This is a genomic window from Streptomyces sp. NPDC056480 (genome assembly GCF_042795405.1).
Lineage (GTDB): Bacteria > Actinomycetota > Actinomycetes > Streptomycetales > Streptomycetaceae > Streptomyces.
This window is the reverse complement of the sequence record NZ_JBHTSA010000010.1, coordinates 95,600-121,049: the sequence shown is the minus strand read 5'-3', so window position 1 is coordinate 121,049 and position 25,450 is coordinate 95,600. Positions and strand designations below refer to the sequence as shown.

At 72.0% G+C, this 25,450-nt stretch carries 22 protein-coding genes and 1 pseudogene; 10 read left to right on the top strand and 13 right to left on the bottom strand.

What is annotated here, in order from left to right; genetic code table 11:
* Positions 1-78 precede the first annotated feature (78 nt).
* From ACFQ79_RS07910 to ACFQ79_RS07895, 4 genes are all read right to left on the bottom strand, one after another.
* Positions 79-1,779: a methylmalonyl-CoA mutase gene (locus tag ACFQ79_RS07910; protein ID WP_383580072.1), complete on the bottom strand. Its 1,701-nt coding sequence runs from the start codon at positions 1,777-1,779 to the stop codon at positions 79-81.
* Between the two features lie 71 nt (positions 1,780-1,850).
* On the bottom strand, positions 1,851-2,183 hold the full coding sequence (locus ACFQ79_RS07905) for a DUF3817 domain-containing protein (RefSeq protein WP_055601175.1): 333 nt from the start codon (positions 2,181-2,183) through the stop codon (positions 1,851-1,853).
* Between the two features lie 65 nt (positions 2,184-2,248).
* On the bottom strand, positions 2,249-2,758 hold the full coding sequence (locus ACFQ79_RS07900; RefSeq protein ID WP_209496853.1) for a MarR family winged helix-turn-helix transcriptional regulator: 510 nt from the start codon (positions 2,756-2,758) through the stop codon (positions 2,249-2,251).
* A gap of 20 nt (positions 2,759-2,778) precedes the next feature.
* Positions 2,779-4,221, bottom strand: a complete 1,443-nt coding sequence (locus ACFQ79_RS07895; RefSeq protein WP_383580071.1) for an MFS transporter — start codon at positions 4,219-4,221, stop codon at positions 2,779-2,781.
* A gap of 84 nt (positions 4,222-4,305) precedes the next feature.
* Between ACFQ79_RS07895 and ACFQ79_RS07890 the strand changes: the two genes are divergently transcribed.
* On the top strand, positions 4,306-5,298 hold the full coding sequence (locus ACFQ79_RS07890) for a DUF5937 family protein (protein WP_383580070.1): 993 nt from the start codon (positions 4,306-4,308) through the stop codon (positions 5,296-5,298).
* 79 nt (positions 5,299-5,377) lie between these two features.
* Entirely contained in the window at positions 5,378-6,391 is a 1,014-nt protein-coding gene (locus ACFQ79_RS07885; RefSeq protein WP_383580076.1) for a glycoside hydrolase family 6 protein, read from the top strand.
* An 18-nt stretch (positions 6,392-6,409) separates the two neighbouring features.
* Here the strand turns inward: ACFQ79_RS07885 and ACFQ79_RS07880 are convergent, their stop codons facing one another.
* From ACFQ79_RS07880 to ACFQ79_RS07850, 7 genes and pseudogenes are all read right to left on the bottom strand, one after another.
* Positions 6,410-8,371, bottom strand: coding sequence for a galactose oxidase-like domain-containing protein (locus tag ACFQ79_RS07880; RefSeq protein WP_383580069.1), 1,962 nt, complete (start codon positions 8,369-8,371; stop codon positions 6,410-6,412).
* 3 nt (positions 8,372-8,374) lie between these two features.
* A complete protein-coding gene (locus ACFQ79_RS07875; RefSeq protein ID WP_383580068.1) occupies positions 8,375-10,198 on the bottom strand; it encodes a glycosyltransferase family 2 protein in 1,824 nt (607 codons plus the stop codon).
* Between the two features lie 90 nt (positions 10,199-10,288).
* On the bottom strand, positions 10,289-10,981 hold the full coding sequence (locus ACFQ79_RS07870; RefSeq protein ID WP_383580067.1) for a TetR family transcriptional regulator: 693 nt from the start codon (positions 10,979-10,981) through the stop codon (positions 10,289-10,291).
* Positions 10,978-11,637 carry a DUF4166 domain-containing protein gene (locus tag ACFQ79_RS07865; RefSeq protein WP_383580075.1) on the bottom strand — a complete coding sequence of 220 codons (660 nt, stop codon included), beginning with the start codon at positions 11,635-11,637 and terminating at the stop codon, positions 10,978-10,980. Before ACFQ79_RS07865 ends, ACFQ79_RS07870 begins: the two co-directional genes overlap by 4 nt.
* A 44-nt stretch (positions 11,638-11,681) precedes the next feature.
* Positions 11,682-12,405, bottom strand: a pseudogene (locus tag ACFQ79_RS07860) (hypothetical protein).
* A gap of 166 nt (positions 12,406-12,571) precedes the next feature.
* Positions 12,572-12,868 (bottom strand): MTH1187 family thiamine-binding protein, encoded by a 297-nt coding sequence (locus ACFQ79_RS07855; protein ID WP_209496847.1) that lies wholly within the window; start codon positions 12,866-12,868, stop codon positions 12,572-12,574.
* Complete coding sequence (locus ACFQ79_RS07850) at positions 12,865-13,218, bottom strand: DUF3817 domain-containing protein (RefSeq protein ID WP_187623214.1); 354 nt, start codon at positions 13,216-13,218, stop codon at positions 12,865-12,867. The genes ACFQ79_RS07855 and ACFQ79_RS07850 overlap by 4 nt, the downstream gene beginning before the upstream one ends.
* A gap of 107 nt (positions 13,219-13,325) precedes the next feature.
* On the opposite strand from ACFQ79_RS07850, the gene ACFQ79_RS07845 reads away from it, so the two are divergent.
* From ACFQ79_RS07845 to ACFQ79_RS07830, 4 genes are all read left to right on the top strand, one after another.
* Complete coding sequence (locus ACFQ79_RS07845) at positions 13,326-13,964, top strand: AIM24 family protein (protein WP_383580066.1); 639 nt, start codon at positions 13,326-13,328, stop codon at positions 13,962-13,964.
* A complete protein-coding gene (locus ACFQ79_RS07840; protein WP_030321147.1) occupies positions 13,964-14,614 on the top strand; it encodes an AIM24 family protein in 651 nt (216 codons plus the stop codon). Before ACFQ79_RS07845 ends, ACFQ79_RS07840 begins: the two co-directional genes overlap by 1 nt.
* Complete coding sequence (locus ACFQ79_RS07835; RefSeq protein WP_383580064.1) at positions 14,611-15,396, top strand: AIM24 family protein; 786 nt, start codon at positions 14,611-14,613, stop codon at positions 15,394-15,396. The genes ACFQ79_RS07840 and ACFQ79_RS07835 overlap by 4 nt, the downstream gene beginning before the upstream one ends.
* A gap of 83 nt (positions 15,397-15,479) precedes the next feature.
* Positions 15,480-15,956: a MarR family winged helix-turn-helix transcriptional regulator gene (locus ACFQ79_RS07830; protein ID WP_073912482.1), complete on the top strand. Its 477-nt coding sequence runs from the start codon at positions 15,480-15,482 to the stop codon at positions 15,954-15,956.
* Positions 15,957-16,047: 91 nt separating this feature from the next.
* Here the strand turns inward: ACFQ79_RS07830 and meaB are convergent, their stop codons facing one another.
* Both meaB and ACFQ79_RS07820 read right to left on the bottom strand, forming a co-directional pair.
* Positions 16,048-17,004, bottom strand: a complete 957-nt coding sequence (gene meaB / locus ACFQ79_RS07825; RefSeq protein ID WP_383580063.1) for a methylmalonyl Co-A mutase-associated GTPase MeaB — start codon at positions 17,002-17,004, stop codon at positions 16,048-16,050.
* 35 nt (positions 17,005-17,039) lie between these two features.
* On the bottom strand, positions 17,040-18,242 hold the full coding sequence (locus tag ACFQ79_RS07820; protein ID WP_383580062.1) for an acetyl-CoA C-acetyltransferase: 1,203 nt from the start codon (positions 18,240-18,242) through the stop codon (positions 17,040-17,042).
* 137 nt (positions 18,243-18,379) lie between these two features.
* Between ACFQ79_RS07820 and mce the strand changes: the two genes are divergently transcribed.
* The 4 genes from mce (at position 18,380) to ACFQ79_RS07800 (ending at position 25,448) form a co-directional block, all read left to right on the top strand.
* Positions 18,380-18,832 carry a methylmalonyl-CoA epimerase gene (gene mce / locus ACFQ79_RS07815; protein WP_383580061.1) on the top strand — a complete coding sequence of 151 codons (453 nt, stop codon included), beginning with the start codon at positions 18,380-18,382 and terminating at the stop codon, positions 18,830-18,832.
* Between the two features lie 203 nt (positions 18,833-19,035).
* The gene (gene scy / locus ACFQ79_RS07810; protein WP_383580060.1) at positions 19,036-23,265 is read left to right on the top strand and encodes a polarized growth protein Scy; all 4,230 of its coding nucleotides are present in this window, start codon (positions 19,036-19,038) and stop codon (positions 23,263-23,265) included.
* A 114-nt stretch (positions 23,266-23,379) separates the two neighbouring features.
* A complete protein-coding gene (locus ACFQ79_RS07805; protein WP_030321132.1) occupies positions 23,380-24,315 on the top strand; it encodes a cellulose-binding protein in 936 nt (311 codons plus the stop codon).
* Positions 24,316-24,479: 164 nt separating this feature from the next.
* Entirely contained in the window at positions 24,480-25,448 is a 969-nt protein-coding gene (locus tag ACFQ79_RS07800; RefSeq protein WP_383580058.1) for an ABC transporter ATP-binding protein, read from the top strand.
* Positions 25,449-25,450 lie beyond the last annotated feature (2 nt).

Here is a 25,450-nt window from a genome sequence, read left to right as displayed (position 1 = left end):
GCTCACCGGGGGGCCGGTGGCGGCTGCCGGCTGAGGCGTGACGCGCGGCATGGCAGGCGCGCGGGGCGTGAAGGCGGATCAGAAGCCCGGGGGCTCCGTGTAGACGCCCCACTCGTCCCGCAGCGCGTTGCAGATCTCGCCGAGGGTGGCCTCCGCGCGGACGGCCTCCAGCATCGGGGCGATCATGTTCGAGCCGTCCCGGGCGGCCGCCAGCATGGCGTCGATCGAGGCGCGGACCTTGGCGTCGTCACGGCGCTCCTTGCGCTCGCCGAGGGCCCGGACCTGCTCCCACTCGACCTCGTGGCTGACCCGGAGGATCTCCAGGTCGCCGGTGACGGAGCCGTGGTGGACGTTGACGCCGACGACGCGCTTGTCGCCCTTCTCCAGGGAGCGCTGGTACTGGAAGGCGGACTCGGCGATCTCGCCGGTGAACCAGCCGTCCTCGATGCCGCGCAGGATGCCGGAGGTGATCGGCCCGATCGGGTGCTGTCCGTCCGGGTGGGCCCGGCGGCCGCGCTCCTTGATCTGGTCGAAGATCTTCTCGGCGTCGGCCTCGATGCGGTCGGTGAGCTGCTCGACGTACCAGGAGCCGCCCAGCGGGTCGGCGACGTTGGCGACGCCGGTCTCCTCCATCAGCACCTGCTGGGTGCGGAGCGCGATCTCGGCGGCCTGCTCGCTGGGGAGCGCGAGGGTCTCGTCGAGGGCGTTGGTGTGGAGGGAGTTGGTGCCGCCGAGGACGGCGGAGAGGGCCTCCACGGCGGTCCGTACGACGTTGTTGTACGGCTGCTGGGCGGTGAGGGAGACACCGGCGGTCTGGGTGTGGAAGCGGAGCCACTGGGCCTTGTCGGTCTTGGCGCCGTACACCTCCTTCATCCAGCGCGCCCAGATCCGGCGGGCGGCGCGGAACTTGGCGATCTCCTCGAAGAAGTCGAGGTGGGCGTCGAAGAAGAAGGACAGACCGGGGGCGAAGACGTCGACGTCGAGGCCGCGGCTGAGGCCGAGCTCGACGTAGCCGAAACCGTCGGCGAGGGTGTACGCGAGCTCCTGCGCGGCCGTCGCCCCGGCCTCGCGGATGTGGTAGCCGGAGACGGAGAGCGGCTTGTACGCGGGGATGCCCTGCGCGCAGTGCTCCATCAGGTCGCCGATGAGACGCAGATGGGGCTCGGGCTCGAAGAGCCACTCCTTCTGCGCGATGTACTCCTTGAAGATGTCGGTCTGGAGCGTGCCGTTGAGCACGGCCGGGTCGACGCCCTGGCGCTCGGCGGCGACCAGGTACATGCAGAAGACGGGCACGGCGGGGCCGGAGATCGTCATCGAGGTGGTGACGTCGCCGAGCGGGATGCCCTTGAAGAGGACCTCCATGTCGGCGGCGGAGTCGATGGCGACACCGCAGTGGCCGACCTCGCCGAGGGCGCGGGGGTCGTCGGAGTCCCGGCCCATGAGGGTGGGCATGTCGAAGGCGACGGAGAGGCCGCCGCCGCCGGCGGCCAGGATCATCTTGTAGCGCTCGTTGGTCTGCTCGGCGTTGCCGAAGCCCGCGAACTGGCGGATGGTCCAGGTCCGGCCGCGGTAGCCGGTGGCGTGGAGCCCGCGGGTGTACGGGTACTCGCCGGGCCAGCCGATGCGTTCGAAGCCCTCGTAGGTGTCGCCGGGCCGGGGCCCGTAGACGGGCTCGACGGCGTCGCCGGAGAGCGTGGTGAAGTCGGCGTCCCGCTTGCGGGCCTTGTCGTAACGGGCCTGCCAGCGACGGCGGCCTTCCTCGATGGCGTCAGCGTCCATGCTTCGAATTTACTAGGACGTCCTAGTAAATGTCGATGGGAAACCCCCGCACATCAGTGCGGGGGTCCGTGTCAGGCCTTGACGGGCTCCGGCCGCGCGCCGCTGATCAGCGGCAGCGTCTCGGCGACGACCTTGCGCTCGACGAAGAACGCGGCGAACGGGATGGTGCCCGAGACCAGCACCCAGAGCAGCTTCCCGAACGGCCAGCGGGCCTTGGAGCCCAGGTCGAAGGCGAAGACGAGGTAGATGATGTAGAGGACACCGTGGGCCTGGGAGACCGCGAAGGTCACGTCCTCGCCCATGTCGAACCCGTACTTGAAGACCATGCAGGTGCACAGCACGAGCAGCATGACGGCGGTGATGTACGCCATGACGCGGTAACGGGTCAGCACGCTGGATTTCATGCCGTCGAGCGTAACGGCACGTTCCGGGCGATCTTCGCGCGGGTCGGCCCTCGCGGCGCGAGCGGCTACTTCTCCTCGAAGTCGTCCGCCGCGACCCGCAGCGGACGCAGCATCGCGAAGATCTCGGCGCACTCCTCCGCGTCGTACGCGCCGAGCCCGAACTCCATCTCCATCAGGTCGCGGGTGGCCGCCTCGACCACCTCGCGGCCCTTCTCCGTGATGGAGGCCAGCGTTCCGCGGCCGTCGTTCGGATTGGGCCGCTTGTCGACGAGACCGGACTTCACGAGCCGGTCCACGGTGTTCGTCACGGAGGTCGGGTGGACCATCAGCCGCTCGCCGATCTTGGACATCGGCAGCTCGCCGGCCTTCGAGAAGGTGAGCAGCACCAGGGCCTCGTACCGCGCGAAGGTCAGCCCGTACGGCTTCACGACGGCGTCGACCTCCGCGAGGAGGATCTGGTGGGCGCGCATGATCGAGGTGATCGCGGCCATCGAGGGGACCGGGCCCCAGCGCTTCTGCCAGAGTTCGTCGGCGCGGGCGATGGGGTCGAAGGGGAGACTGAGCGGCTTCGGCACGCGTCGACCTTACCGACTGGTCATATGCCGGTCAGCCCCGTCTCGCCTTTCGGTCGCCGACCGCCCCGGCCGGCCCCCGTCTCCCCCGCCGCCCCGGCGGCCCGCAGCTCGGCGGCGGCGGCGAGGAGGCAGACCGTGCCGAGGACGCCCGTGCCGGCGACCACCGCGTGCACGGGGGCGAACTCGGCGGCGATCCCGGCCCCCGCCATGCCGATGCCCTGGACGGTCATCATGCCCGCGGTCATCAGGGTCATGGCCCTCCCCCGCTGCTCCTCGGGGACGGCGGCCACGAACCAGGCGTCGAGCCCGAGGGTGTACGCGCCGGTGGCGCCCGCCAGGAGGAGGGCGGCGGCCGCGAGGGGCACGCCGGGCTCGGGGGCGTAGAGGAGATAGGGCAGGACGCCGGTCACGGCGAGCGGCAGCACGATCCGGGAGCGGGTGGCCGCGCTGAGGAAGGACCCGGCGAACAGCTCGCCCGCGATGGTGCCGACGGGCAGCGCGCACATGAGGAGGCCGAGGGCGGCGGTGGAGACGCCGATCTCGTCGGCGTAGGGGGCGGCGAGCGCCTCGGGGACGACGGCGAAGAGGGGCGGCACCCAGAACATCAGCATCAGGGCCCGCACGCGCCGGTTCCGCAGCACCGCCCAGGTACCGGAGAGCCCGCTGTCCGCGGTGCCGGACGCCCGGGCGGGGCGGCGGGCGGTGCCGAGCCGGAGCAGCAGCGCCGAGACGAGAAAGGTGGTGGCGGTGACGGCGAGGGCGCCGCGCGGCGGGACGACGGTGAGCAGCACTCCGCCGACGGCGAAGCCGGTGAGGAGGGCGCTCTGGGAGACGATCCGGAGCAGGGAGCGGCCGAGGACGAAGAGGTCGCCCTCGCCGAGGATGTCGGCGAGCGTCGCCATGCGGGTGCCGTTGAAGACGGGCGAGACGACGGCGATGGCGCAGCGCAGCGCGAGCAGGACGGCGACGGGGGTGGCGGGGACCACCATGAGCGCGACGCAGCCGGCGCAGAGCAGGTCGCAGACGACCAGGATCCGGCGGGGCGGGAGCCGGTCGGTGAGCCCGGCGAGCAGGGTGCCGCCGACGAGGTAGGGGAGGAAGCCGAGGGCGAAGGTGAGGGAGGAGAGGAGCGGGGAGCGGGTGAGGTCGTAGACGAGCACGGTGAGCGCGAGCTCGCTGACGACGACCCCGAGCAGCGAGAACAGATGGGCCGCGAAGACGACCCGGAACTCCCGCACCCGGAAGACGGCCCGGTAACCGGGGCCGGAGGGGGCCGGGCCGGAGGGGGCCGGCTCGGCGGACGCGGGACCGCCGGACGCCGGGCCGCCGGACGCGGCGCCCACGGACGCCGGGCCGACCCGCGCCGGGTCGGCGGACGCCGGGCCGCGTAGGGGTGGGGGCGCGGGGGCGGTCGGGGCCGGTCCGGTTTCGGGCAGCGTGGTGGGGTCGTCGTGCTTGGGCATGGCACGCAGCGTGCCGTCGGCCCCGGGGTCCGCCCTAGACTTTCGGACCCGGACGAATCTTCCGTCCCGTCTCCCGGAGGGCCCGTGCCGTACCACCTGCGTTTCGGCGAGGCCGACCCGCTGCGGATCCGGTTCGCGATCTCCCCGCTCTGGGAGACCCACTCCGCCGTGCGGGTCCTCGCCCGGCCCGGCAAGCAGGGCTACCACCTGCCGTGGATGCGGCGGATCGCGTCCGCGGCGCGGGAGCTCGACCTCGGGCCGCTGCATCTGCTGATGCCGCTGCACGGGCACAGTCCCGACTTCCTCTATCCGCCGCCGCTGGGGCCCGCCGCCACGTTCGAGGACGAGATCGCCGCGGTACGGGAGACCGATCCGGCGCTGGTCCTGGACGACTTCGAGCGGGCGCTCGCGGACACCCCGGGGGCGGCCGGGACGGCCGAGGGGCGGCGGCTTCTGGCGGATCCCGCCGGGGCGGTGCTGCGGCTGGCGGAGCTGCTCCGGGTCGCGTGGGAGACGCTGATCGCCCCGGACTGGCCCCGGCTGCGGGCGCTTCTGGAGGCGGACGTGGCGTACCACTCGCGGCGGCTCGCGGAGGGCGGGCTCGAACGGCTCCTGGACGAGCTGCATCCGGCCTTCGCGTGGGACGCGGGGACCGCGACGCTGGAGGTCGCCTACCACGGTGAGCACATCCGTCCGCTGGAGGGGCAGGGGCTCGTCCTGATGCCGTCGGTGTTCACCTGGCCGGACGTGGTGAGCGGTTTCGATCCGCCGTGGCAGCCGACGGTGGTCTATCCGGCCCGCGGCATCGGCGGGCTGTGGTCCGAGTCCGGGGACCGCACTCCGGAAGCGCTCGGGCGGCTCCTCGGCCCGGTGCGGGCGGACGTCCTGTGCGCGCTCGCCGAGCCGATGGGGACGACGGCGCTCTCCCACCTCCTGGGCCGGGCCCCGTCCACCGTCTCCGCGCACCTCGCGGTGCTGCGGGACGCGGGGCTGCTGACCTCGCGGCGGTACGGCCACCAGGTGCTGTACGAGCGGACCCCGCTGGGGATCGCGGTGTCACAGCCCGGAAGCGGCTGACCGGCATGCCACGATGGCCCGGATCATCCCGCCGTCCGTACGAAGCGCCGTGCTCGCCGTACCCGACCCTGGGGGCCGGATGTCCCGCCGCACCGTCACCGCCGTCGCCCTGACCCTCGTCTCCGCGCTGCTCCTGGCCGGGTGCGGCGAGGGCGGGCCCCCGGAGGGCCCCGTCGGTCCGCCGTCCACCCGCGACGGGGCCGCCCCCGCGGGCGGCTCGCCGTTCTGGGTCGACCCGGAGAGCGACGCGGCCAGGCAGGTGCGTGAGTACGAGGCGCAGGGCAGGACCGAGGACGCGAGGATCCTGAGGCGGATCGCGGACCGGCCGGTCGCGGACTGGCCGGCCGGGGACGATCCCGTGCCGGAGATCACCCGCGCGGCGCGGGGCGCGGCGGCGGAGAACCGTACGGCCGTGTTCGTCGCGTACAACATCCCGCACCGCGACTGCGGCCTGTACTCGGCGGGCGGTTCGCACGACGCGCGGGCCTACCGGACCTGGATCGACTCCTTCGCCACCGCGCTCGGGGAGTCCTCGGCGATCGTCGTCCTGGAGCCGGACGCGGTGCCGCACATCGTGGACGGCTGTACGCCGGCCCGGTACCACGAGGAGCGGTACCGGCTGCTCGCCGGGGCCGTCGAGCGGCTCAAGCGGCAGCCCCGCACCCGGGTCTACCTGGACGCCGGCAACCCGGCCTGGATCGAGGATCCGGGCAGGCTGGTGGAGCCGCTGCGCCGGGCGGGTGTCGCCCACGCGGACGGCTTCTCGCTGAACGTCTCCAACTTCCAGACGAACGACGCCGTGCGGCGCTTCGGCGCGGCCCTTTCGGGACTGCTCGGCGGCGCCCACTTCACCGTGGACACCAGCCGCAACGGCGACGGCCCGCTCCCGGGCGACCGGGCGGAGGCCTGGTGCAATCCGCCGGGCCGGGCCCTCGGCGTACCGCCGACGGACCGGACCGGCGACGACCTGGTCGACGCGTATCTGTGGGTCAAGCGCCCCGGCGACTCGGACGGTCAGTGCCGGGGCGGCCCGGCCGCCGGTACGTGGTGGCCGGACTACGCGCTGGGTCTGGCGCGCCGGGCGAGGCCGTAGGCGGCCGGGGAGGCGGACTCAGTCCACCTGGATCCATTTCGCCTCGGACGGGATGCCGTCGGCGTCGGTGACGAAGAGCATGTACCAGCCGGGCGGTACGAGGGTCCGGTCCTCCGGTACGTCGACGGTGACCGTCGTCCCGTTCCGGCTCCTCGTCAGACCGAGCTCCACCGAGCGCTGTTCGACGTCGGTGGTGTGGGTGACGGCGCTGGGGCGCATGAGCCGGGCCGTGACGATCCGGCCGGCGTCCCTGGTCTTGAAGGTGGCGCGGCCGTTCTGGTCGAGTTCCTGCGGGCCCTCCCCCAGGACGGGCCGGTCGGCGCCGGCCCGGTGGAGGTAGGGCGGGGTGAAGACCTCGACGCGCTGCTCGAAGGTGCCGAGCCGGGTGTTGTCCTTGTCGTCGAAGAGCGGGTCGGAGCCGAAGGTGGCGACCCGGCCGTCGGGCAGCAGCAGCGCCTCGGAGTGGTAGTTGCGGCCGACGGTGGGTGCGGCGGCCTCGGTGAAGGCGTTGCTCCTCGGGTCGTAGAACTGCGCCTTGAGGATGTCGCTGCCGCCGCGGCCCCGGTAGTCCTCGGAGCCGCCGGTGGTGAAGACGGTGTCGTCGGGCAGCAGGACGCTGCTGAGGTAGCGGGTGCCCTGCGGGAGCTCCGGCCCGTCGGTGAAGACGGGGCTGTCCTCGGACACGTCGATGATGGAGGTGCGGGCGGTCGACCTGGGCGACTCGCCGACCCCGCCGCCGCCGAGGACCATGACCTTCTGGTGCTGGGCCGGGGGCAGGATCAGGGAGGCGGAGGTCTCCAGCTGGTCGGGGTCGGTGAGCCCGCCGAGCGGGGTGAAGGAGTTCTTCTTCAGGTCCCACAGGCCGGGTTCGCGGCCTTTCTCGGCGGGGCCGTAGCCGGCGTTGGAGCCGGTGTAGAGGAGCTTGCCGCCCTTGGTGAGGAAGAGCGAGGGGTAGGTGGGGAAGTAGCGGACGGGGCCCTTGGACCACTTCTTGGTCTCGGGGTCGTAGATCTCGTTGTCGCCGGGGACGACGTCGCCGACGTCGTTGAGTCCGGAGACGGCGAGGACCTTGCCGTCCTCGAGGGTGACGAGCGTGGGGTACCAGCGGGCGTCCTTCATGGGGGCGACCGGGATGTACCTCTCGGCCCTGGGGTCGAACTCGTAGGCGCCCTTGATGCCCTGGAAGTCCTGCTTCTCGGTGGTGAGCTTCTGCGCGAGGCCGTAGACGTTGTCGGCGTCGTCGCCCTTGAGGCCGACGACCTCGTACTGCGCGGCCTCGGTGGTGAGGGCCTGGGGTCCCTCCTCGCGGGCCTCGACGAAGACCCGGGCCTCGGCTGCGGTGACCTTGGTCGTCCACGGCTTCATCTGGCCGCTCGCGAAGTACGCGATCTCGAACGCGCGCTTGGCCCTGGGGACGGTGACGTCGAACCTGGAGACGTACTCGACCCCGGACGGCGAGCGGAAGACGGTGCCCTTCTTGAGGGTGACCGCCTTGTCGGGACTCTCGTTCTTGACCCGCATGCCGCCGCCGGCCCTCTTGACCTCGCCGTCGAGGATCTCGTACCGCGCGGTGCCGCCGGCGACGAGCAGCCGGCCGTCGGGGAGCTGGGTGTGACCGGAGCAGAAGAAGTCCACGGGGGTGGGGATCTTCTTGAAGGTGTTCTCGACGGGGTCCCAGAGGACGGTCTCGAAGGTGCCCGCGTCGAAGTTCTTCTGGCTGTTGCCCGAGCCGGCGATCAGCAGCACCTTGCCGGTGTGCAGCAGGGCCGCGTGGATGGCGTTGATCCGGTACCGGCCGGGGACCGCGACCTCGGTCCAGGAGCCGAACCGCTGCTGGTAGCCGGGCTGGGCGATCTTGTACGCGTGGTACTTCTCCTCGGCGAAGGAGACGGCGGCGGGGGCGTTGAGCGCCGCGAGGACCAGGACCGCCGCGCTGCCGAACAGGGTCTTCTTGAACTTCTTCGACGGCCGGTAGGCCATGGCTCAGTTCCCTCCGGTCGTCGTGGGGGCGGAGGTGACGGGGGCGGTCGGCGGCGGGGTGGCGACCGCCGTGGCGACCTCGGCCCCTTCGCGGGCGCCGGCGGGGACGCGGGCCCGGAGGCGGGCCCGGGCGCGCGCGCGGACGCGGAGCGCGCGCCGCCTGCCGAGGGACGTGAGCGCCCAGAGGGTGATCGGGGCGAGAGCGATGGCCAGGGCGAGGAGCGCCCAGGTGCGCATGGCCGCGTGGGTGTGCCCGAAGTGTACGGAGGCGGCGAGCGAGGCGATGAGGACCGCCGCCCAGAAGAGGTGGATACGGAAGGTCAGGATCCGGTCGGGGCTCGCCTCGCCGCCCTTGGGCGTGACGACGAAGCGGCCGCGGGTCCGCAGGACCGCGGAGGCGAGGGACTTGAGGTAGATCGGGGCGGAGAACGCGGACATCGCCATGCCGGCGAGGCCGCCGGAGCCCTCGGGTTCGTGCGGCGAGACGTTGTGCCGCCGGTTCCAGAGGTAGAGGCCGATCTGGAGGGCGACGGCGTCGCTGTAGATCATCAGCCACACCGAGGTGGAGACCTGGGTGCCGGAGGCGCCGAACCAGAGGTAGAGGACGCTGCTGAGGATGCCGAGGAGCCAGTTGACCGCGGTCATCGGGTAGTAGGCCAGCATCAGGGTGTAGTTGAGGAAGCGGCCCGGCGGGGTGCGGAAGGGCGCCTTCCAGTACTGCTTGACGATCGTCTCGTACGTGCCCCGGGACCAGCGCAGCTGCTGGGCGAAGAAGTCCGTCCAGGAGGCCGGCCCCTCGCCGACGGCGAGGACGTCGGGGGTGTAGACGGAGCGCCAGTAGCGGCCGGTGCGCGGGTTCTTCCTGCGGTGGAGTTCGAAACCGGTGGCCATGTCCTCGGTGACCGAGTCGTACAGTCCGCCGACCTGCTTGAGGGCGGAGATCCGGACGGCGTTGTTCGTGCCGACGAACATGGGCGCGTGGTAGCGGTTCCCGGCGCGCTGGACGAGGGCGTGGAAGAGGAACTGCTGGGACTCGGCGGCCTTGGTGACGACGCCGGTGTAGTTGCCGTACACCTGCGGTCCGACGACGAAGGCGATGTCGGGGTCGCGGAAGTAGCCGAGCATCCGCTCCAGGAGGTCGGGGAGCGGGACGTGGTCGGTGTCGACGGAGGCGAAGTAGTCGTACGCGTCGCCGTGCAGGGCGAGCCAGGCGTTGTAGTTGCCGTGCTTGGTCCGCGCCTTGTGGGGGCCCTTCACCCGGTTCCACTCGGGGACGCCGGCCCGGGTGAAGTGGCGGACGCCCAGCTCGGCGCAGAGCGCCCTGGCCTCGGCGGAGTCGCCCTCGTCGAGGAGCCACAGGTCGAGGAGGCCGTCGTGTCGCAGCCGGGTGGCGCCCTCCAGGGTGCCGCGGACCATGGTGAGCGGCTCCTTGCCCGGGACGTAGGTGGTGAGGAAGGCGACGCGGGTGCCCTTCTCGGCGTACACGGGTATGGGGTCGCGGGCGACCATGGTGGCGTGGGCGATCGCCGTGACGTTCACCAGCATGAAGAAGCAGATGAGCCCGATCGACACGAGCATCACGGTGTCGAGGTGGACGAGCCGGCGGTCGCCGCCCTCGCGGACGGTCCAGTGGCCGGGCCAGACGAGATAGGCGAGGAGCAGGGCCGAGAGGACCGGCGCGAGGGTCATCAGGAGGACGGCGCGTATGCGGTGCGGCTCCCTGGAGAGCAGACTCCGGTACCGCACCCGGTAGGCCTCGGGCTCCGGTTCCGTGAGCGGACCGGCGAGTCGGCTGTAGGTGTCGTAGTCGTAGGCTCCCGGCCGCACGGCGCCTCCAGCTGTCCTCGAACGGTCCGATATCCCAACGAAAGGGGCAAACCATCGGCGTGTCGACTGGAGTAGTCCGAGTGGGTTGGTCTAGCGGGTACGGGCGCTCTGCCGCCGGAGCGTGTAGGTGACGGCCTTTCTGGCGACGGGGTTCAGCTCCTCCACGGCGGCCATCAGGGCGCCCAGCTGCTCCAGGGCGGCGAAGGCCGCCTCGGCGCCCGCCGGGTCGACGCCCTCGTACAGTTCGAGGCCGATGAAGGAGGCGCCGACCGCGCGGGCGAGCCCGGCGGGGTCGGTGAACTCGGCGAGCGGGGTCCCCGCCAGGACCCGGACGAGCACCTGCTCGATCTCGGCGATCCACAGGTCGAGACCGGCGGCCGTGGCCGGCACCAGCCGGGGGTGCGCCTGCGCGCCGGCGAGCAGCTGCCCGAGGAAGGCGACATGACCGGCCTCCCGCTCCTCCTCGTGCAGCTCGCGTCCGAAGGCGAGCAGCTCGGTGAGGCTGCCGACCGCGGCGAGCCGCTCGCGGTGCCGGGCGACCCGCTGCTCGGCGCCGTACCGGCAGGCCTCGGCGAGCAGCTCGTCGACGGAGCCGAAGTGGTAGAAGACGAGGGCCTGGTTCACGCCCGCGGTGGCCGCGATGGCACGGGCGGAGGCCTTGGCGATGCCCTGCTCGACGAGGGTCCGCAGGGCGCCCGCGAGCAGCTTCTCCCGGGTCTCCCGGCTGCGCGCGTCCTGCGCCCGCGGCTCCCCCGCCCGCCGGTCCCGCACGTCCCCGCTCATGCCCGTACCTCCTCGCGCACCGGGCGCAGCCCCGCGCGCACCCCCCGGGATCGTAGGTCCATGTACTCGGCGACGAACGAACCCTCGTATCCGAAGACGGGACCGACGTACCTGTTCTCCACCCGGACGTCGATGTGGAAGCGGCCGGTGCGCTCGTCGAAGGACTCGCGCACCTCGGCGCGGCCGCCGATCAGTTCCGGGACGCGCACGTCCAGCGGGCCCTCGCGGAACCGGTGCTCGCCGGAGCGGATGAGGAGCGAGCCGTCCGGCTCGGCGGACAGGTGCAGATCGCTGGCGAGGTGCTGGTGGGTGCCGAGGTAGTCGAGGACGCAGTCGCGCTCGGGGCTGTGGACCATGGTGGCGTCGAAGCGCCGGGGCCCGCCGGGCAGGGCGAAGGTCCGGACGAAGGTGACGGTCTCGCGGCCGTACGAGTCTGCGTACGGCACGTTCTCGATGACGAAGGGGACGTCGCGGCCGGTGCGGGGCAGCAGGATGTTCCGCAGCCCGCCGACCGCGAGGAAGGGCTTCACCAGGGCCCGGCCGTGCCAGATCCGGTCCATGACACCGCGCCCGACGCACAGCTCCCCGCTCGCGAGCCCGACGGAGAAGCGCCGCCGGAGCTCGGGGTGCAGGCGCTCGAACGCCGCGTCCCCCATGGCCGTACGGAAGATGGAGGGGGCGGTGGCGGACGCGGTCGCGGTCACGGCTGCTCCAGGGCGGCGAGGAGCCGGGGCTCCCGGGTGCGGGCGGGCGGGGTGCGCAGACAGCGCCGGGCCGCGGGGGTGCGCGGCGAGGGCGGTACGAGCACGGCGAGGGCGAGCCCGAGGACGGTGAGCGGCACGGCGACGAGCGACACGAGTCCCAGGGGCAGGGCGGTGGCGGCCCAGGGGACGGCCACGAGCAGCACCCGGGTGAGGAGTTCGAGCAGCCAGCGGTTCCGGGAGCGCTCCGGGGTGATGCCCCGCTCGCACCAGAGCCTCAGCCGGTCGAAGGACCAGGCGGTGGCCCAGCCCATGAGGGGCCGGAACACGAGCCGGGTCGGCGAGCCGGCCGGTGCGGCCCCAGCGGGGCCGGTAGTCGTAGCCGGTGAGGAAGCGGATGCCGTCCGGGGTGGGGACGTAGCGCCAGTAGCCGCTGCCCTCGGCGAGGAGCGAGAGCGGGTGCGGGGAGGCGAATCGGAGGGCCGAGACCCGGTCGCCGCCGGCCCGGTGGCGCTCCCCCGCGGAGACACCGGTGCCGGCGACGACCAGGAAGGGCAGGACGCGTGTCGCGTACCGGAAGCGCTGGGGTTCGTCCCCGGTGCGCGGAAGGTGGTCGATCTCCGTGAACCGCAGGTCCCACCGCTGGTGCCGGTCGGGTTCCTGCGTGCGTTCCCAGAGCGTCTCCAGGTCCGCGCGGACCCGTGTCTCGATGTAGAGACCCATGGGTGTTCTCCCAGCTCGTACGGCATTTTGAGCGACTGCTCAAAACTGCCCGCGGCTGAAGGTAGCCGATTTTGAGCAGTCGCTCAAGATGCGTCCCGGGGTACGACGAAGCCCGGGGGACCAGGGGCCTCTCGTGTACCGCGGCCTACGCAGGACGGCGGGGGCCTCAGCCCTCCAGGTACCGCTCCACCGTGGCGACCTTGCTGTGCAGACCGTCCGTGACACCGGGACGGATGTCGACCTTCATGACCACCGAGACGCGCGGGGCCCGCGCCTCCACGGCGGCGACCGCCCGCTTCACGACGTCCATGACCTGGTCCCAGTCCTCGCCCTCGACGGAGGTGAACATCGCGTCGGTGCGGTGGGGGAGCCCGGACTCGCGGACGACCCGGACGGCGTCGGCGACGTACTCGCCGACCTCCTCCCCCACGCCCAGCGGGGTGACCGAGAACGCGACGATCACGCCTTCACCGCGCCTTCGGCGGCCGCGGCGCGGGCGCGGGAGGCGATGACCGCGTTCTCGGCCTCGCGCTTGAGCTTCCGCTCGGCGTAGAAGCCGCCCAGGGGCAGCACGGAGAGGACGAAGTAGAGGGCGGCGGTCCCGAAGCTCCACTTGGTCCGGTTCCAGGCGTCCAGCCAGAACAGGACGTAGAGGATGAACAGCACGCCGTGGATCGCGCCCATGACCGGCACCGCGTTGAAGTCCGTCGTCCGCTTGAGCACCGAGCAGACGAGCAGGAGCAGGAACGAGACGGCCTCCGGCGCGGAGACGAGCCGGAGCCGGTGGAGGGAGGAAGCGGTCTTGATGTCCACGGAGGGGGTCACCTTCGTTCGATCTTGTGAACGGATGCACAAGGGCCCGTCCATTGTGCACGCCGACTTTGCTGTCTCTTTATCCGGGTCCCCAGTACCTTCAGCGGGTGGCAACGTTCCGACTCCAGGGCAGCAAGGTGCTCGCCGTCTCCATGACCGGCGACGCCGTCAAGGCGAAGAACGGCTCGATGGTCGCCTACGACGGCCAGATGGCGTTCAAGAAGATGAGCGGCGGTGGTGAGGGCCTGCGCGGCATGGTCACCCGCCGGCTCACAGGCGAGCAGATGGAGGTGATGGAGGTACGCGGCCAGGGGACCTGCTGGTTCGCCGACCGGGCCTCCGAGATCAACCTCGTCTCGCTCCACGGCGACAAGCTCTGGGTCGAGGCGAGCAATCTGCTCTGCACCGACGCGGGGCTGCGCACCGGCACCACCTTCACGGGCCTGCGCGGCGGGGCCACCGGCAACGGTCTCTTCACCACGACCGTCGAGGGCACCGGCCAGGCCGCGATCATGTCCGACGGCCCGGCGGTGGTGCTGCGGGTGACCCCGCAGTACCCGCTCCAGGTCGACCCCGGCGCGTACATCGCCCACCAGGGCAACCTCCAGCAGCACTTCCAGTCGGGTGTGACCTTCCGCACCATCATGGGCGAGGGCGGCGGCGAGGCCTTCCAGATCCGCTTCGAGGGGGACGGCCTCGTGTACGTCCAGCCGAGCGAGCGGAACACGATCGGGGGCGACGTCTGATGCCGTTCCGCGAGATCAACTCGAAGATGGTCGAGGCGACCGTCATCCCCGGGCAGCGGATGTTCAGCCAGCGCGGCGCGATGCTCGCGTACCGCGGCGACGTCACTTTCACGCCGAACACGGCGGGCGGCCAGGGCGGCGTGATGTCGATGATCGGCCGCCGGGTGGCCGGCGAGGCGACGCCGCTGATGACCGTCGAGGGCAACGGCACGGTGATGTTCGGGCACGGCGGTCACCACATCCAGGTGATCGGGCTGACCGGGGACACCCTGTACGTGGAGGCCGACCGCCTCCTCGCCTTCGACGGCACCCTGGAGCAGGGCACCATGTTCATGGGCTCGCAGGGCGGGGTCATGGGCATGGTCCGCGGCCAGGTCACCGGCCAGGGCCTCTTCACCACCACCCTGAAGGGCCACGGCGCGGTGGCCGTCATGGCGCACGGCGGTGTCATCGAGCTGCCGATCACCCCGGGCCGCCCGGTCCATGTGGACCCGCAGGCCTACGTGGCCCACCACGGCGACGTACGGAACAAGCTCTCCACCGCGCTGGGCTGGCGCGACATGGTGGGGCGCGGCTCGGGCGAGGCGTTCCAGCTGGAGCTGAGCGGCAGCGGTGCGGTGTACGTGCAGGCCTCGGAGGAAAAGCTGTGACCGGTCCCGTGATCCACGACCCGACGACCCTGCCGTCGGACGACAACGTGAACCCGTACACCTTCTGCGTGGAGCTCAAGGGCTCCCAGTGGTTCCTGCAGAAGGGCAAGATGATCGCCTACTACGGGCGGATCGAGTTCAACGGCATCGGGCACGGGCGGCTGGACCGTCTGGTCCGGACGTCGTTCCACTCGCCGCTGCACGCGAGCGACTGGGTGGTGGCCGAGGGCAGCGGGAAGATGCTGCTGGCGGACCGGGCCTTCGACGTGAACTCCTTCGACCTGGACGAGGGCAACCTGACGATCCGTTCCGGCAATCTGCTCGCCTACCAGCCGACGCTCGCACTGAAGCAGTCGATCGTGCCGGGCTTCGTGACGCTGATCGGCACGGGCAAGTTCGTGGCCGCGTCGAACGGCCCGGTGGTCTTCATGGAGCCACCGATGCGGGTGGACCCGCAGGCCCTGGTCGGCTGGGCGGACTGCCCGTCCCCCTGCCACCACTACGACCACGGCTACATGACGGGCGTGATGGGCGGCCTCCGCGCGCTGACGGGCATCGGCGGCACCTCGGGCGAGGAGCACCAGTTCGAGTTCGTGGGGGCGGGCACGGTCCTCCTCCAGTCGACGGAGATCCTGATGGCCGACCGTGCGATCGGCGGCCCACCGGCCCAGCCGGGTGTACCCGGGGGCCACGGATCGCCCGGTTCCGGCCAGTCTGTGCAAGGCTCGGTACCGCGCCTTCCCGGCCAGCTCGGCGACCTCCAGCGTCGCTTCGGTCTGTGAGCGGTAGTCTGCGGAGGGTGACGTCTTCGAACGCACGCTCCCAGACTTCGTCAAGTATTCAACTTCTTAGGTAGAATCCATATATGGAGACCGAGACCGCCACCCCGTGGCTCACCGACGCCGAGCAGTGTGCGTGGCGCACATTCCTGGACGTCCAGAGGATGCTGACGTACCAGCTGGAGCGGGACCTCCAGCCCTTCGGACTGACGATGAACGACTACGAGATCCTCGTGAACCTCTCGGAGTCGGCCGAACGGCGGCTGCGCATGAGCGATCTGGCCGCGGCCACGCTCCAGTCGAAGAGCCGCCTCTCGCACCAGATCACCCGCATGGAGAACGCCGGACTCGTCCGGCGCGAGAACTGCGAGTCCGACCGCCGCGGACTGTACGCCGTGCTGACCGACGCGGGCATGGAGACCATGCACAAGGTCGCCCCGCACCACGTCGAGTCGGTGCGCAAGCACTTCATCGACCAGATCGGCACGGACGCGCTCGGCGACCTGCGCGAGTCCCTGAAGCCGGTCGCGGACCAGCTGCGCGGCCGGCGCGGCAAGCCGTAGCGGCGGCCGCCGCCGGCGGACCTGACGAAGTAGGGCCTCACCGGTCGTCCCGGTGAGGCCCTGATCCATCCCTGTGGAGCCGTACCGCGGCTCAGTTGCCCGTCAGGCTCGCGACCAGCTCGTCCGAGGCCGCGTACGGGTCGAGGCCGCCCGCCACGATCCGCTCCGCGAGCGCGTCCAGGCGCCGGTCGCCGTGCAGATCGCCGATCCGCTCCCGCAGGGCCGTGACCGCGATGGTCTCGACCTCGCGCGCGGCACGGGCCCTGCGGCGCTCCGCCAGGACCCCGTGCTCCTCCATCCAGGCACGGTGCTTCTCCAGGGCCTCCACGACCTCGTCGATGCCCTCGCCGCGCGCCGCGACCGTCTTGACGATCGGCGGCCGCCAGTCGCCGGGGCCGCGCGCCTCGCCGAGACCCAGCATGTGGTTCAGCTCGCGGGCGGTGGCGTCCGCGCCGTCCCGGTCGGCCTTGTTCACCACGTACACGTCGCCGATCTCCAGGATGCCCGCCTTCGCGGCCTGGATCCCGTCGCCCATGCCCGGCGCGAGCAGCACGACCGAGGTGTCGGCCTGGGAGGCGATCTCCACCTCCGACTGCCCGACGCCCACGGTCTCCACGAGGATCACCTCGCAGCCCGCCGCGTCCAGGACACGGATGGCCTGCGGGGCGGACCAGGCGAGACCGCCGAGATGACCGCGGGTCGCCATGGAGCGGATGTAGACGCCCGGGTCGGAGGCGTGCTCCGACATCCGGACCCGGTCGCCGAGGAGCGCCCCGCCGCTGAACGGCGAGGACGGGTCGACGGCCAGGACGCCGACCCGCTTGCCCGCCCGCCGGTAGGCGGAGACCAGCGCGGACGTCGACGTGGACTTGCCGACGCCGGGCGAGCCGGTCAGGCCCACCACGTACGCGCCGCCGGTGAGCGGCGCGAGCGCCGCCATGACCTCGCGCAGCTGCGGGGACGCCCCCTCCACGAGCGAGATCAGCCGGGCCACGGCCCGCGGCCTGCCCTCCCGTGCCTGGGTGACCAGAGCGGGGACGTCCACCATGTGCAGAGCTCCTTGCCTGACCTTGCCGAGGTGACTTACTTGCCGGCGACGCGGACGATCAGCGCGTCGCCCTGACCGCCGCCGCCGCACAGGGCGGCCGCGCCGATGCCGCCGCCACGCCGCTTCAGCTCCAGGGCCAGGTGCAGCACCACGCGGGCGCCGGACATGCCGATGGGGTGGCCGAGCGCGATGGCGCCACCGTTGACGTTCACCTTCTCGGGGGTAACGCCGAGGTCCTTCATTGACTGCACGGCGACCGCCGCGAAGGCCTCGTTGATCTCGATCAGGTCGAGGTCGCCGACGGTCAGGCCCTCCTTCTCGAGGGCGTGCAGGATCGCGTTGGACGGCTGCGACTGCAGCGAGTTGTCCGGGCCCGCGACGTTGCCGTGGGCGCCGATCTCGGCGATCCACTCCAGGCCCAGCTCCTCGGCCTTGGCCTTGCTCATCACGACGACGGCGGCGGCGCCGTCGGAGATCTGCGAGGAGGTGCCGGCGGTGATGGTGCCGTCCTTGGCGAAGGCCGGGCGGAGCTTGCCGAGGGACTCGACGGTGGTCTCCGCGCGGATGCCCTCGTCCTTGGAGAAGACGACCGGCTCGCCCTTGCGCTGCGGGATCTCGACCGGGGTGATCTCGGCCTCGAAGATGCCGTTCTTCTGGGCGGCGGCGGCGCGCTGGTGCGAGAGGGCGGCGATCTCGTCCTGCTCGGGGCGCCGGATGCCCAGGCGGCTGTTGTGCTTCTCGGTGGACTCGCCCATCGCGATGTTCTCGAAGGCGTCGGTCAGACCGTCGTACGCCATGGCGTCGAGCATCTCGATGGCTCCGTACTTGAAGCCCTCGCGGGACTTCGGCAGCAGGTGCGGCGCGTTGGTCATCGACTCCTGGCCGCCGGCGACGACCACGTCGAACTCGCCGGCGCGGATCAGCTGGTCGGCGAGCGCGATGGCGTCGAGACCCGACAGACACACCTTGTTGATGGTGAGCGCGGGGACGTTCATGGGGATGCCGGCCTTGACCGCGGCCTGGCGGGCGGGGATCTGGCCGGCGCCCGCCTGGAGCACCTGGCCCATGATCACGTACTGGACCTGGTCGCCGCCGATGCCGGCCCGGTCGAGCGCGGCCTTGATGGCGAAGCCGCCGAGCTCGGCGCCCGAGAAGGACTTGAGCGAGCCGAGCAGGCGACCCATGGGCGTGCGGGCGCCCGCGACGATCACTGAGGTGGTACCGGTCGTTCCAGACATGAGGCACGGCCCCTAGGGATGAGAAGTGAACGAGGGTTTACCGCCAATGTACTGAGCGGCGGACCGCCGGGTCACCGGCCGGTCGGTGTGACGGCGCGCACGTTGCGTAACCACCGTCACGGCGCTGCACTGGAGGCATGCTGACGCGAATCGACCACATCGGGATCGCCTGTTTCGACCTGGACAAGACTGTCGAGTTCTACCGTGCCACGTACGGTTTCGAGGTCTTCCACTCCGAGGTCAACGAGGAGCAGGGCGTCCGCGAGGCCATGCTCAAGATCAACGACACCTCGGACGGCGGAGCCTCGTACCTCCAGCTCCTGGAGCCGACCCGGGAGGACTCGGCGGTGGGCAAGTGGCTCGCCAAGAACGGCGAGGGCGTGCACCACATCGCCTTCGGCACCGCGGACGTCGACGGCGACGCCGAGGACATCCGAGGCAAGGGCGTCCGGGTCCTCTACGACCAGCCGCGGATCGGCTCCATGGGCTCCCGGATCACGTTCCTGCACCCCAAGGACTGCCACGGCGTACTCACGGAACTGGTCACCTCGGCAGAGCCCTCGGCTGACCACTCCTCAGCGGAGCACTGACCTCCGGATTCCTGGCCCGGTAGAGTGGGCGACTCCGGGCCGGGGCCGGTCGGGGCCGCTCCGTGCGGCACCGTAGTCGGGATGTCGGGGTCGTCCGATCTGCCACCATTTCCCGGGGGTCCGTCCTCAGCCGTGAGGGGGCGGTGCTCGTTGGAGTTGCGACCAGGGTTGGGGTATCCCCTGCTCGAAGAGCTCGGGGAAGGATGGACCGCGCAGTGCGGGGCTACGAACGCCAGGAGAGCCACCGAGCTGAAGACGACCATCTCGCCAGGTTCGAAGCCGAGATGGACCGGCTGAAGACCGAGCGCGAGAAGGCCGTTCAGCACGCCGAGGACCTCGGATACCAAGTCGAGGTCTTGCGCGCCAAGCTCCACGAGGCGCGCCGCACCATCGCGTCCCGGCCCGCCTACGACAGCGCGGACATCGGCTACCAGGCCGAGCAGCTGCTGCGGAACGCGCAGGCGCAGGCCGAGCAGCTCCGCCAGGACGCCGAGCGCGAGCTCCGCGACGCCCGCGCCCAGACGCAGCGCATCCTCCAGGAGCACGCCGAGCACCAGTCCCGGCTCCAGGCCGAGCTGCACAACGAGGCGGTCCAGCGCCGTCAGCAGCTGGACCAGGAGCTCAGCGAACGCCGGCAGACCGTCGAGGCGCACGTCAACGAGAACGTCGCCTGGGCCGAACAGCTCCGCGCCCGCACGGAGTCCCAGGCCCGCCGGCTGATGGAGGAGTCCCGCGCGGAGGCCGAGCAGGCGCTCGCCGGCGCCCGCGCCGAGGCCACCCGGCTCGCCGAGGAGACCAGCCGTCGCGTCGGCTCCGAGGCCGAGGCGGCCCGTGCCGAGGCCGAAGCGATTCTGCTGCGCGCCCGCAAGGACGCCGAGCGGCTCCTCACCGTCGCCTCCAGCCAGGCGCAGGAGGCCACCAGCCACGCCGAGCAGCTCCGCTCGACCACCACCGCCGAGACCGACCAGGCCCGCCGTCAGGCCACCGAGCTCTCCCGTGCCGCCGAGCAGCGCATGCAGGAGGCCGAGGAGAAGCTGCGCGTCGCGCGCGCGGAGGCCGAGAAGGCCCTCGCCGAGGCCAAGGAGGCGGCCGCCAAGCAGCTCGCCACCGCCGAGTCGGTCAACGAACAGCGCACCCGCACCGCCAAGGCGGAGATCGCCCGGCTGGTCGGCGAGGCCACCAAGGACACCGAGGCCCTCAAGGCCGAGGCCGCGGAGAAGCTGCGCGAGGCCACCGCCGAGGCGGAGAAGCTCGTCACCGAGGCCTCCGAGAAGGCCCGTACGGTCGCCGCCGAGGACTCCGCCGCCGCGCTCGCCAAGGCCGCGCGCAACGCCGAGGAGATCCTCACCAAGGCGTCCGACGACGCCCGGGAGACCACCCGCAAGGCCTCCGAGGAGGCCGAGCGGATCCGCCGCGAGACCGAGGCGGAGATCGACCGGCTGCGCTCCCAGGCCGAGGAGCAGGCGGACGAGCTGCTCGGTTCGGCGAAGGACGACACCAAGGAGTACCGCGCCAAGACGGTCGAGCTGCAGGAGGAGGCCCGCCGGCTGCGCGGCGAGGCCGAGCAGCTGCGCGCCGAGGCCATCGCGGAGGGCGAGCGGATCCGCGGCGAGGCCCGCCGCGAGGCCGTCCAGCAGATCGAGGAGGCGGCCAGCACCGCCGAGGAGCTCCTCACCAAGGCCCGTACCGACGCCGACGAGATGCGGACGAAGGCCGGCGCCGAGAGCGAGCGGGTCAAGTCGGAGGCCATGGAGCGCGCCCAGACGCTCCGGACCCAGGCCGAGGAGACCCTGGAGCGGACCCGCGCCGAGGCCGAGCGGCTGCGCGCCGAGGCCGAGGAGCAGGCCGAGGCGGTCAAGGCGGCGGCCGAGGAGGCCGCGGCCGGGCTGCGCGCCGACGCCGAGCGGGCCGCCGAGGCCCGCCGCGCCGAGGCCGCCGAGGAGCTGACCCGGCTGCACACCGACGCCGAGGCGAAGGTCGCGGCGGCCGGGGAGGAGCTCACCGACGCGCGTGCCGAGGGCGAGCTGATCCGGCGCGAGGCCGCCGAGGAGACCGAGCGGCTGCGGACCGAGGCCGCCGAGCGCATCCGTACGCTCCGGGAGCAGGCCGAGCAGGAGGCCGAGCGGCTCCGCGCCGAGGCCGCGTCGGACGCGTCCACCACCCGTACGGAGGCCGAGAACGCCGCCGGACGGCTCCGCAAGGAGGCGGCCGAGGAGGCCGAGCGGCTGCGCTCGGAGGCCCAGGAGACCGCCGACCGGGTGCGGGCCGAGGCCGCCGCCGCCGCCGAGCGGGTGGCCGCCGAGGCCGCCGAGGCGCTGGCCGCCGCCCAGGAGGAGGCCGTCCGGCGGCGCCGGGAGGCCGAGGAGACCCTCGAGTCGGCCCGTTCCGAGGCCGGCCGGGAGCGCGAGCACGCCCGCGAGCAGTCCGAGGAGCTTCTCGCCGCGGCCCGCAAGCGCGTCGAGGACGCGCAGGTCGAGGCGCAGCGCCTGGTCGAGGAGGCGGACACCCGGGCGACCGAGATGGTCTCCGCGGCCTCGCGAGCCGCCCAGGAGGTACGGGACTCGGTGGCGGGTCTGCGCGAGCAGGCCGAGGAGGAGGTCGCCGGGCTGCGCAGCGCCGCCGAGCACGCGGCCGAGCGGACGCGTTCCGAGGCGCAGGAGGAGGCGGACCGGGTCCGCGCCGACGCGTACGAGGAGCGGGAGCGTGCCTCCGAGGACGCCGCCCGCACGCGGACGCGTGCGCAGGAGGAGACGGACGCCGCGAAGGCGCTGGCCGAGCGGACGGTCGCCGACGCGATCTCCGAGTCGGAGAAGCTGCGGGCGGACACCGCCGAGTACGCGCAGCGGGTACGCACCGAGGTGACGGATTCGCTCGCCGCTTCCGAGCAGGACGCGGCCCGCACCCGGGCCGACGCCCGCGAGGACGCGAACCGGATCCGTTCGGAGGCCGCCGAGCGCGCCGAGTCGGTCGTCGGCGAGGCCCGTACGGAGGCGGAGCGGATCGCCGCCGAGGCGGAGCAGGTCCTGGACGAGGCCCGTCAGGCGGCGGACAAGCGCCGCGGCGACGCGGCCGAGCAGGCCGACGCGCTGCTCGCCGAGGCCACCTCGGAGGCCGAGCGGCTCACCCGCGAGACGGCCGCCGAGACCGAACGGCTCACCGCCGAGGCGGTCGAGCTCATGGAGACCACCGAGCAGGACGCCCGACGCCTCCGCACCGAGGCCGAACAGGTCAAGATCGACGGAGAGGCGCACGCGCAGGCCCTGCGGAACGCCGCGCTGGCCGACGGCGAGCAGGTCCTCGACGAGGCCCGCAAGGCCGCCGACAAGCGCCGCGGCGACGCCGCCGAACAGGCCGACGCACTCGTCGCCGAGGCCACCTCGGAGGCCGAGCGGCTCACCCGCGAGGCGACCGCCGAGGCCGAGCGGCTCACCCGTGAGGCGGGTGAACTCGCCGATTCCGTCACGGCGGAGGCGCAGGCCGCGGCCGAGACGACCGTGGGCTCCGCCCAGCAGGACGCCGAGCGGATCCGTACCGAGTCGGAGCGGCTCAGGGCGGACGCCGAGGCGGCGGCCGAGCAGATGCGCTCGGAGGCCCGCGCGGAGGCGGACCGGACGCTCGACGAGGCGAGGGAGGCCGGCGCCCGGAAGCGTTCGGACGCGGCCGAGCAGGCGGACCAGCTCATCGGCAAGGCCCAGGAGGAGGCGCTGCGCGCCACCACCGAGGCCGAGGCGCAGGCCGACATGATGGTCGGCGCGGCCCGCAAGGAGGCCGAGCGGATCGTCGCCGAGGCGACCGTCGAGGGCAACTCGCTGGTGGAGAAGGCGCGTACCGACGCGGACGAACTCCTGGTCGGGGCACGCGGCGACGCGACGGCCATAAGGGAGCGGGCCGATGAGCTGCGGGGCCGGATCGAGGGCGAGATCGAGGAACTGCACGAGCGTGCGCGCCGCGAGAGCGCCGAGCAGATGAAGACGGCGGGCGAGCGGGTCGACAACCTGATGAAGGCCGCGACGGAACAGCGGGCCGAGGCCGACGAGAAGGCCAAGGAGCTGGTCTCCGAGGCGAGTTCGGAGGCGAGCAAGGTCCGTATCGCCGCGGTCCGCAAGGCCGAGGCGCTGCTCAAGGAGGCCGAGCAGAAGAAGGCCTCGCTCGTCGCGGAGGCCGAGGGCATCAAGGCCGAGGCCGAGCGGGCGCTGGCGGAGGCCCGCTCCGAGGCGGAGCAGACGATCGAGGAAGGTCAGCGCGAACTGGAGGTGCTCGTGCGGCGCCGCAAGGACATCAATGCCGAGATCTCCCGTGTCCAGGACGTGCTGGAGGCGTTGGAGTCTTTCGAGACTCCGTCCGCCGGCCCGAAGTCCGCGGGGGCGGTGGGTGCCAAGGCGGGCGCCTCAGCGGGGTCCACTCGTTCGAGTGGCAAGCCCCAGGACGGCTAGCCACTCAAAAGGCTGGACATTCTCCAGATCAAACGGGCATACGCTCGATGACACGCCGCTTCGGCCCCTAGGATTCCCTCTAACACCTCACCGGTCTCATTCGACAGGAAACCCATGAGCGACACATCCTCCCCCTTCGGCTTCGAGCTCGTGCGGCGCGGTTACGACCGCGGTCAGGTGGACGACCGCATTACCAAGCTCGTGTCCGACCGCGACAGTGCGCTGTCCCGCATCACCTCCCTGGAGAAGCGCATCGAGGAGCTCCACCTCGAGACGCAGAACGCCCAGGCGCAGGTCACCGACGCCGAGCCGTCGTACGCGGGGCTCGGCGCCCGGGTCGAGAAGATCCTCCGGCTCGCCGAGGAGGAGGCGAAGGACCTGCGTGAGGAGGCCCGCCGCGCCGCCGAGCAGCACCGCGAGCTGGCCGAGTCGGCCGCCCAGCAGGTGCGCAACGACGCGGAGTCCTTCGCGGCCGAGCGCAAGTCGAAGGCCGAGGACGAGGGCGTCCGCATCGTCGAGAAGGCGCAGGGCGAGGCCAACACGCTGCGCGCCGAGGCGCAGAAGGACGCGCAGTCGAAGCGCGAGGAGGCGGACGCCCTCTTCGAGGAGACCCGCGCCAAGGCCGCCCAGGCCGCCGCGGACTTCGAGACCAACCTGGCCAAGCGCCGCGAGCAGTCGGAGCGCGACCTGGCCTCGCGTCAGGCCAAGGCCGAGAAGCGCCTCGCCGAGATCGAGCACCGCGCCGAGCAGCTCCGCCTGGAGGCCGAGAAGCTGCGCACGGACGCCGAGCGCCGGGCCCGTCAGACGGTGGAGACCGCGCAGCGCCAGGCCGAGGACATCGTGGCCGACGCGAACGCCAAGGCCGACCGGATCCGCAGCGAATCGGAGCGCGAGCTCGCGGCGCTGACGAACCGCCGGGACTCGATCAACGCCCAGCTGACCAACGTCCGCGAGATGCTGGCGACGCTGACCGGTGCCGCGGTGGCGGCGGCCGGCTCGCCGATCGACGACGAGCGCCCGGCCGGCGTCCCGGCCCAGCAGTCCCGCTGACGCCCGTCACACGTACGCCCGCCCCGCGTACGGCCGCCCCCCGTACGGCCGTCCGGGTCGTGACCGTCGATCTGACGCACAGCCGGTAACGAGTTCGTAGCGTTCCCCAGAACCCCCTGTCATTCCGGTGGCGGGGGGTTTTGCGCACCCGTAGGTTGGGACGCATGATCGAGCTTGAGGGCCTGACCAAGCGATACGGGGCGAAGACCGCGGTCGACCATCTCTCCTTCCAGGTGCGTCCTGGGGTGATCACGGGCTTCCTCGGGCCCAACGGGGCGGGCAAGTCCACGACGATGCGGATGATGCTGGACCTGGACAACCCGACGAGCGGGACGGTCCGGATCGACGGCAAGCACTACCGGGAGCTCGAGGAGCCGCTGAAGTACATCGGCGCGCTGCTCGACGCCAAGGCCATGAACGGCGGCCGCTCCGCGTACAACAACCTGCTGTGTCTCGCGCAGTCGAACCGCATCCCGGAACGACGGGTGAGCGAGGTGCTGGATCTGGTGGGTCTGACACCGGTGGCGCGGAAGAAGTCGAAAGGTTTCTCCCTGGGCATGGGGCAGCGGCTCGGCATCGCGTCGGCGCTGCTCGGCGATCCCGAGATCCTGATGTTCGACGAACCCGTCAATGGTCTGGACCCCGAGGGAATTCACTGGATCCGCAATCTGATGAAGGCGTTGGCGGCCGAGGGCCGGACGATCTTCGTTTCCAGTCATCTCATGAGTGAAATGGCCCTGACAGCCGATCATCTGATCGTGATCGGACAGGGAAAGCTGCTGGCCGACACCTCGATGGCGGATTTCATCCAGGAGAATTCCCGGAGTTATGTACGGCTGCGCTCCCCGCAGCAGGAGCGGCTCCGGGACATGCTGCACGCGCACGGTTTCATCGCGGTCGAGGCGGGCAACGGCACCCTCGAGGTGGACGGGGCCACGACCGAGAAGCTCGGTGAACTCGCCGCCGAGAACGGGCTCGTGCTGCACGAGCTGAGTTCCCAGCGCGCCTCGCTCGAAGAGGCCTTCATGCAGATGACGGCAAGTGCGGTGGAGTACCACGCGCACGGCACCGATGTACACGGTGGCGCCCCGGCGCCCGGCCCCCAGTGGGGCACGACCTCCCAGGGAGCCTGAAC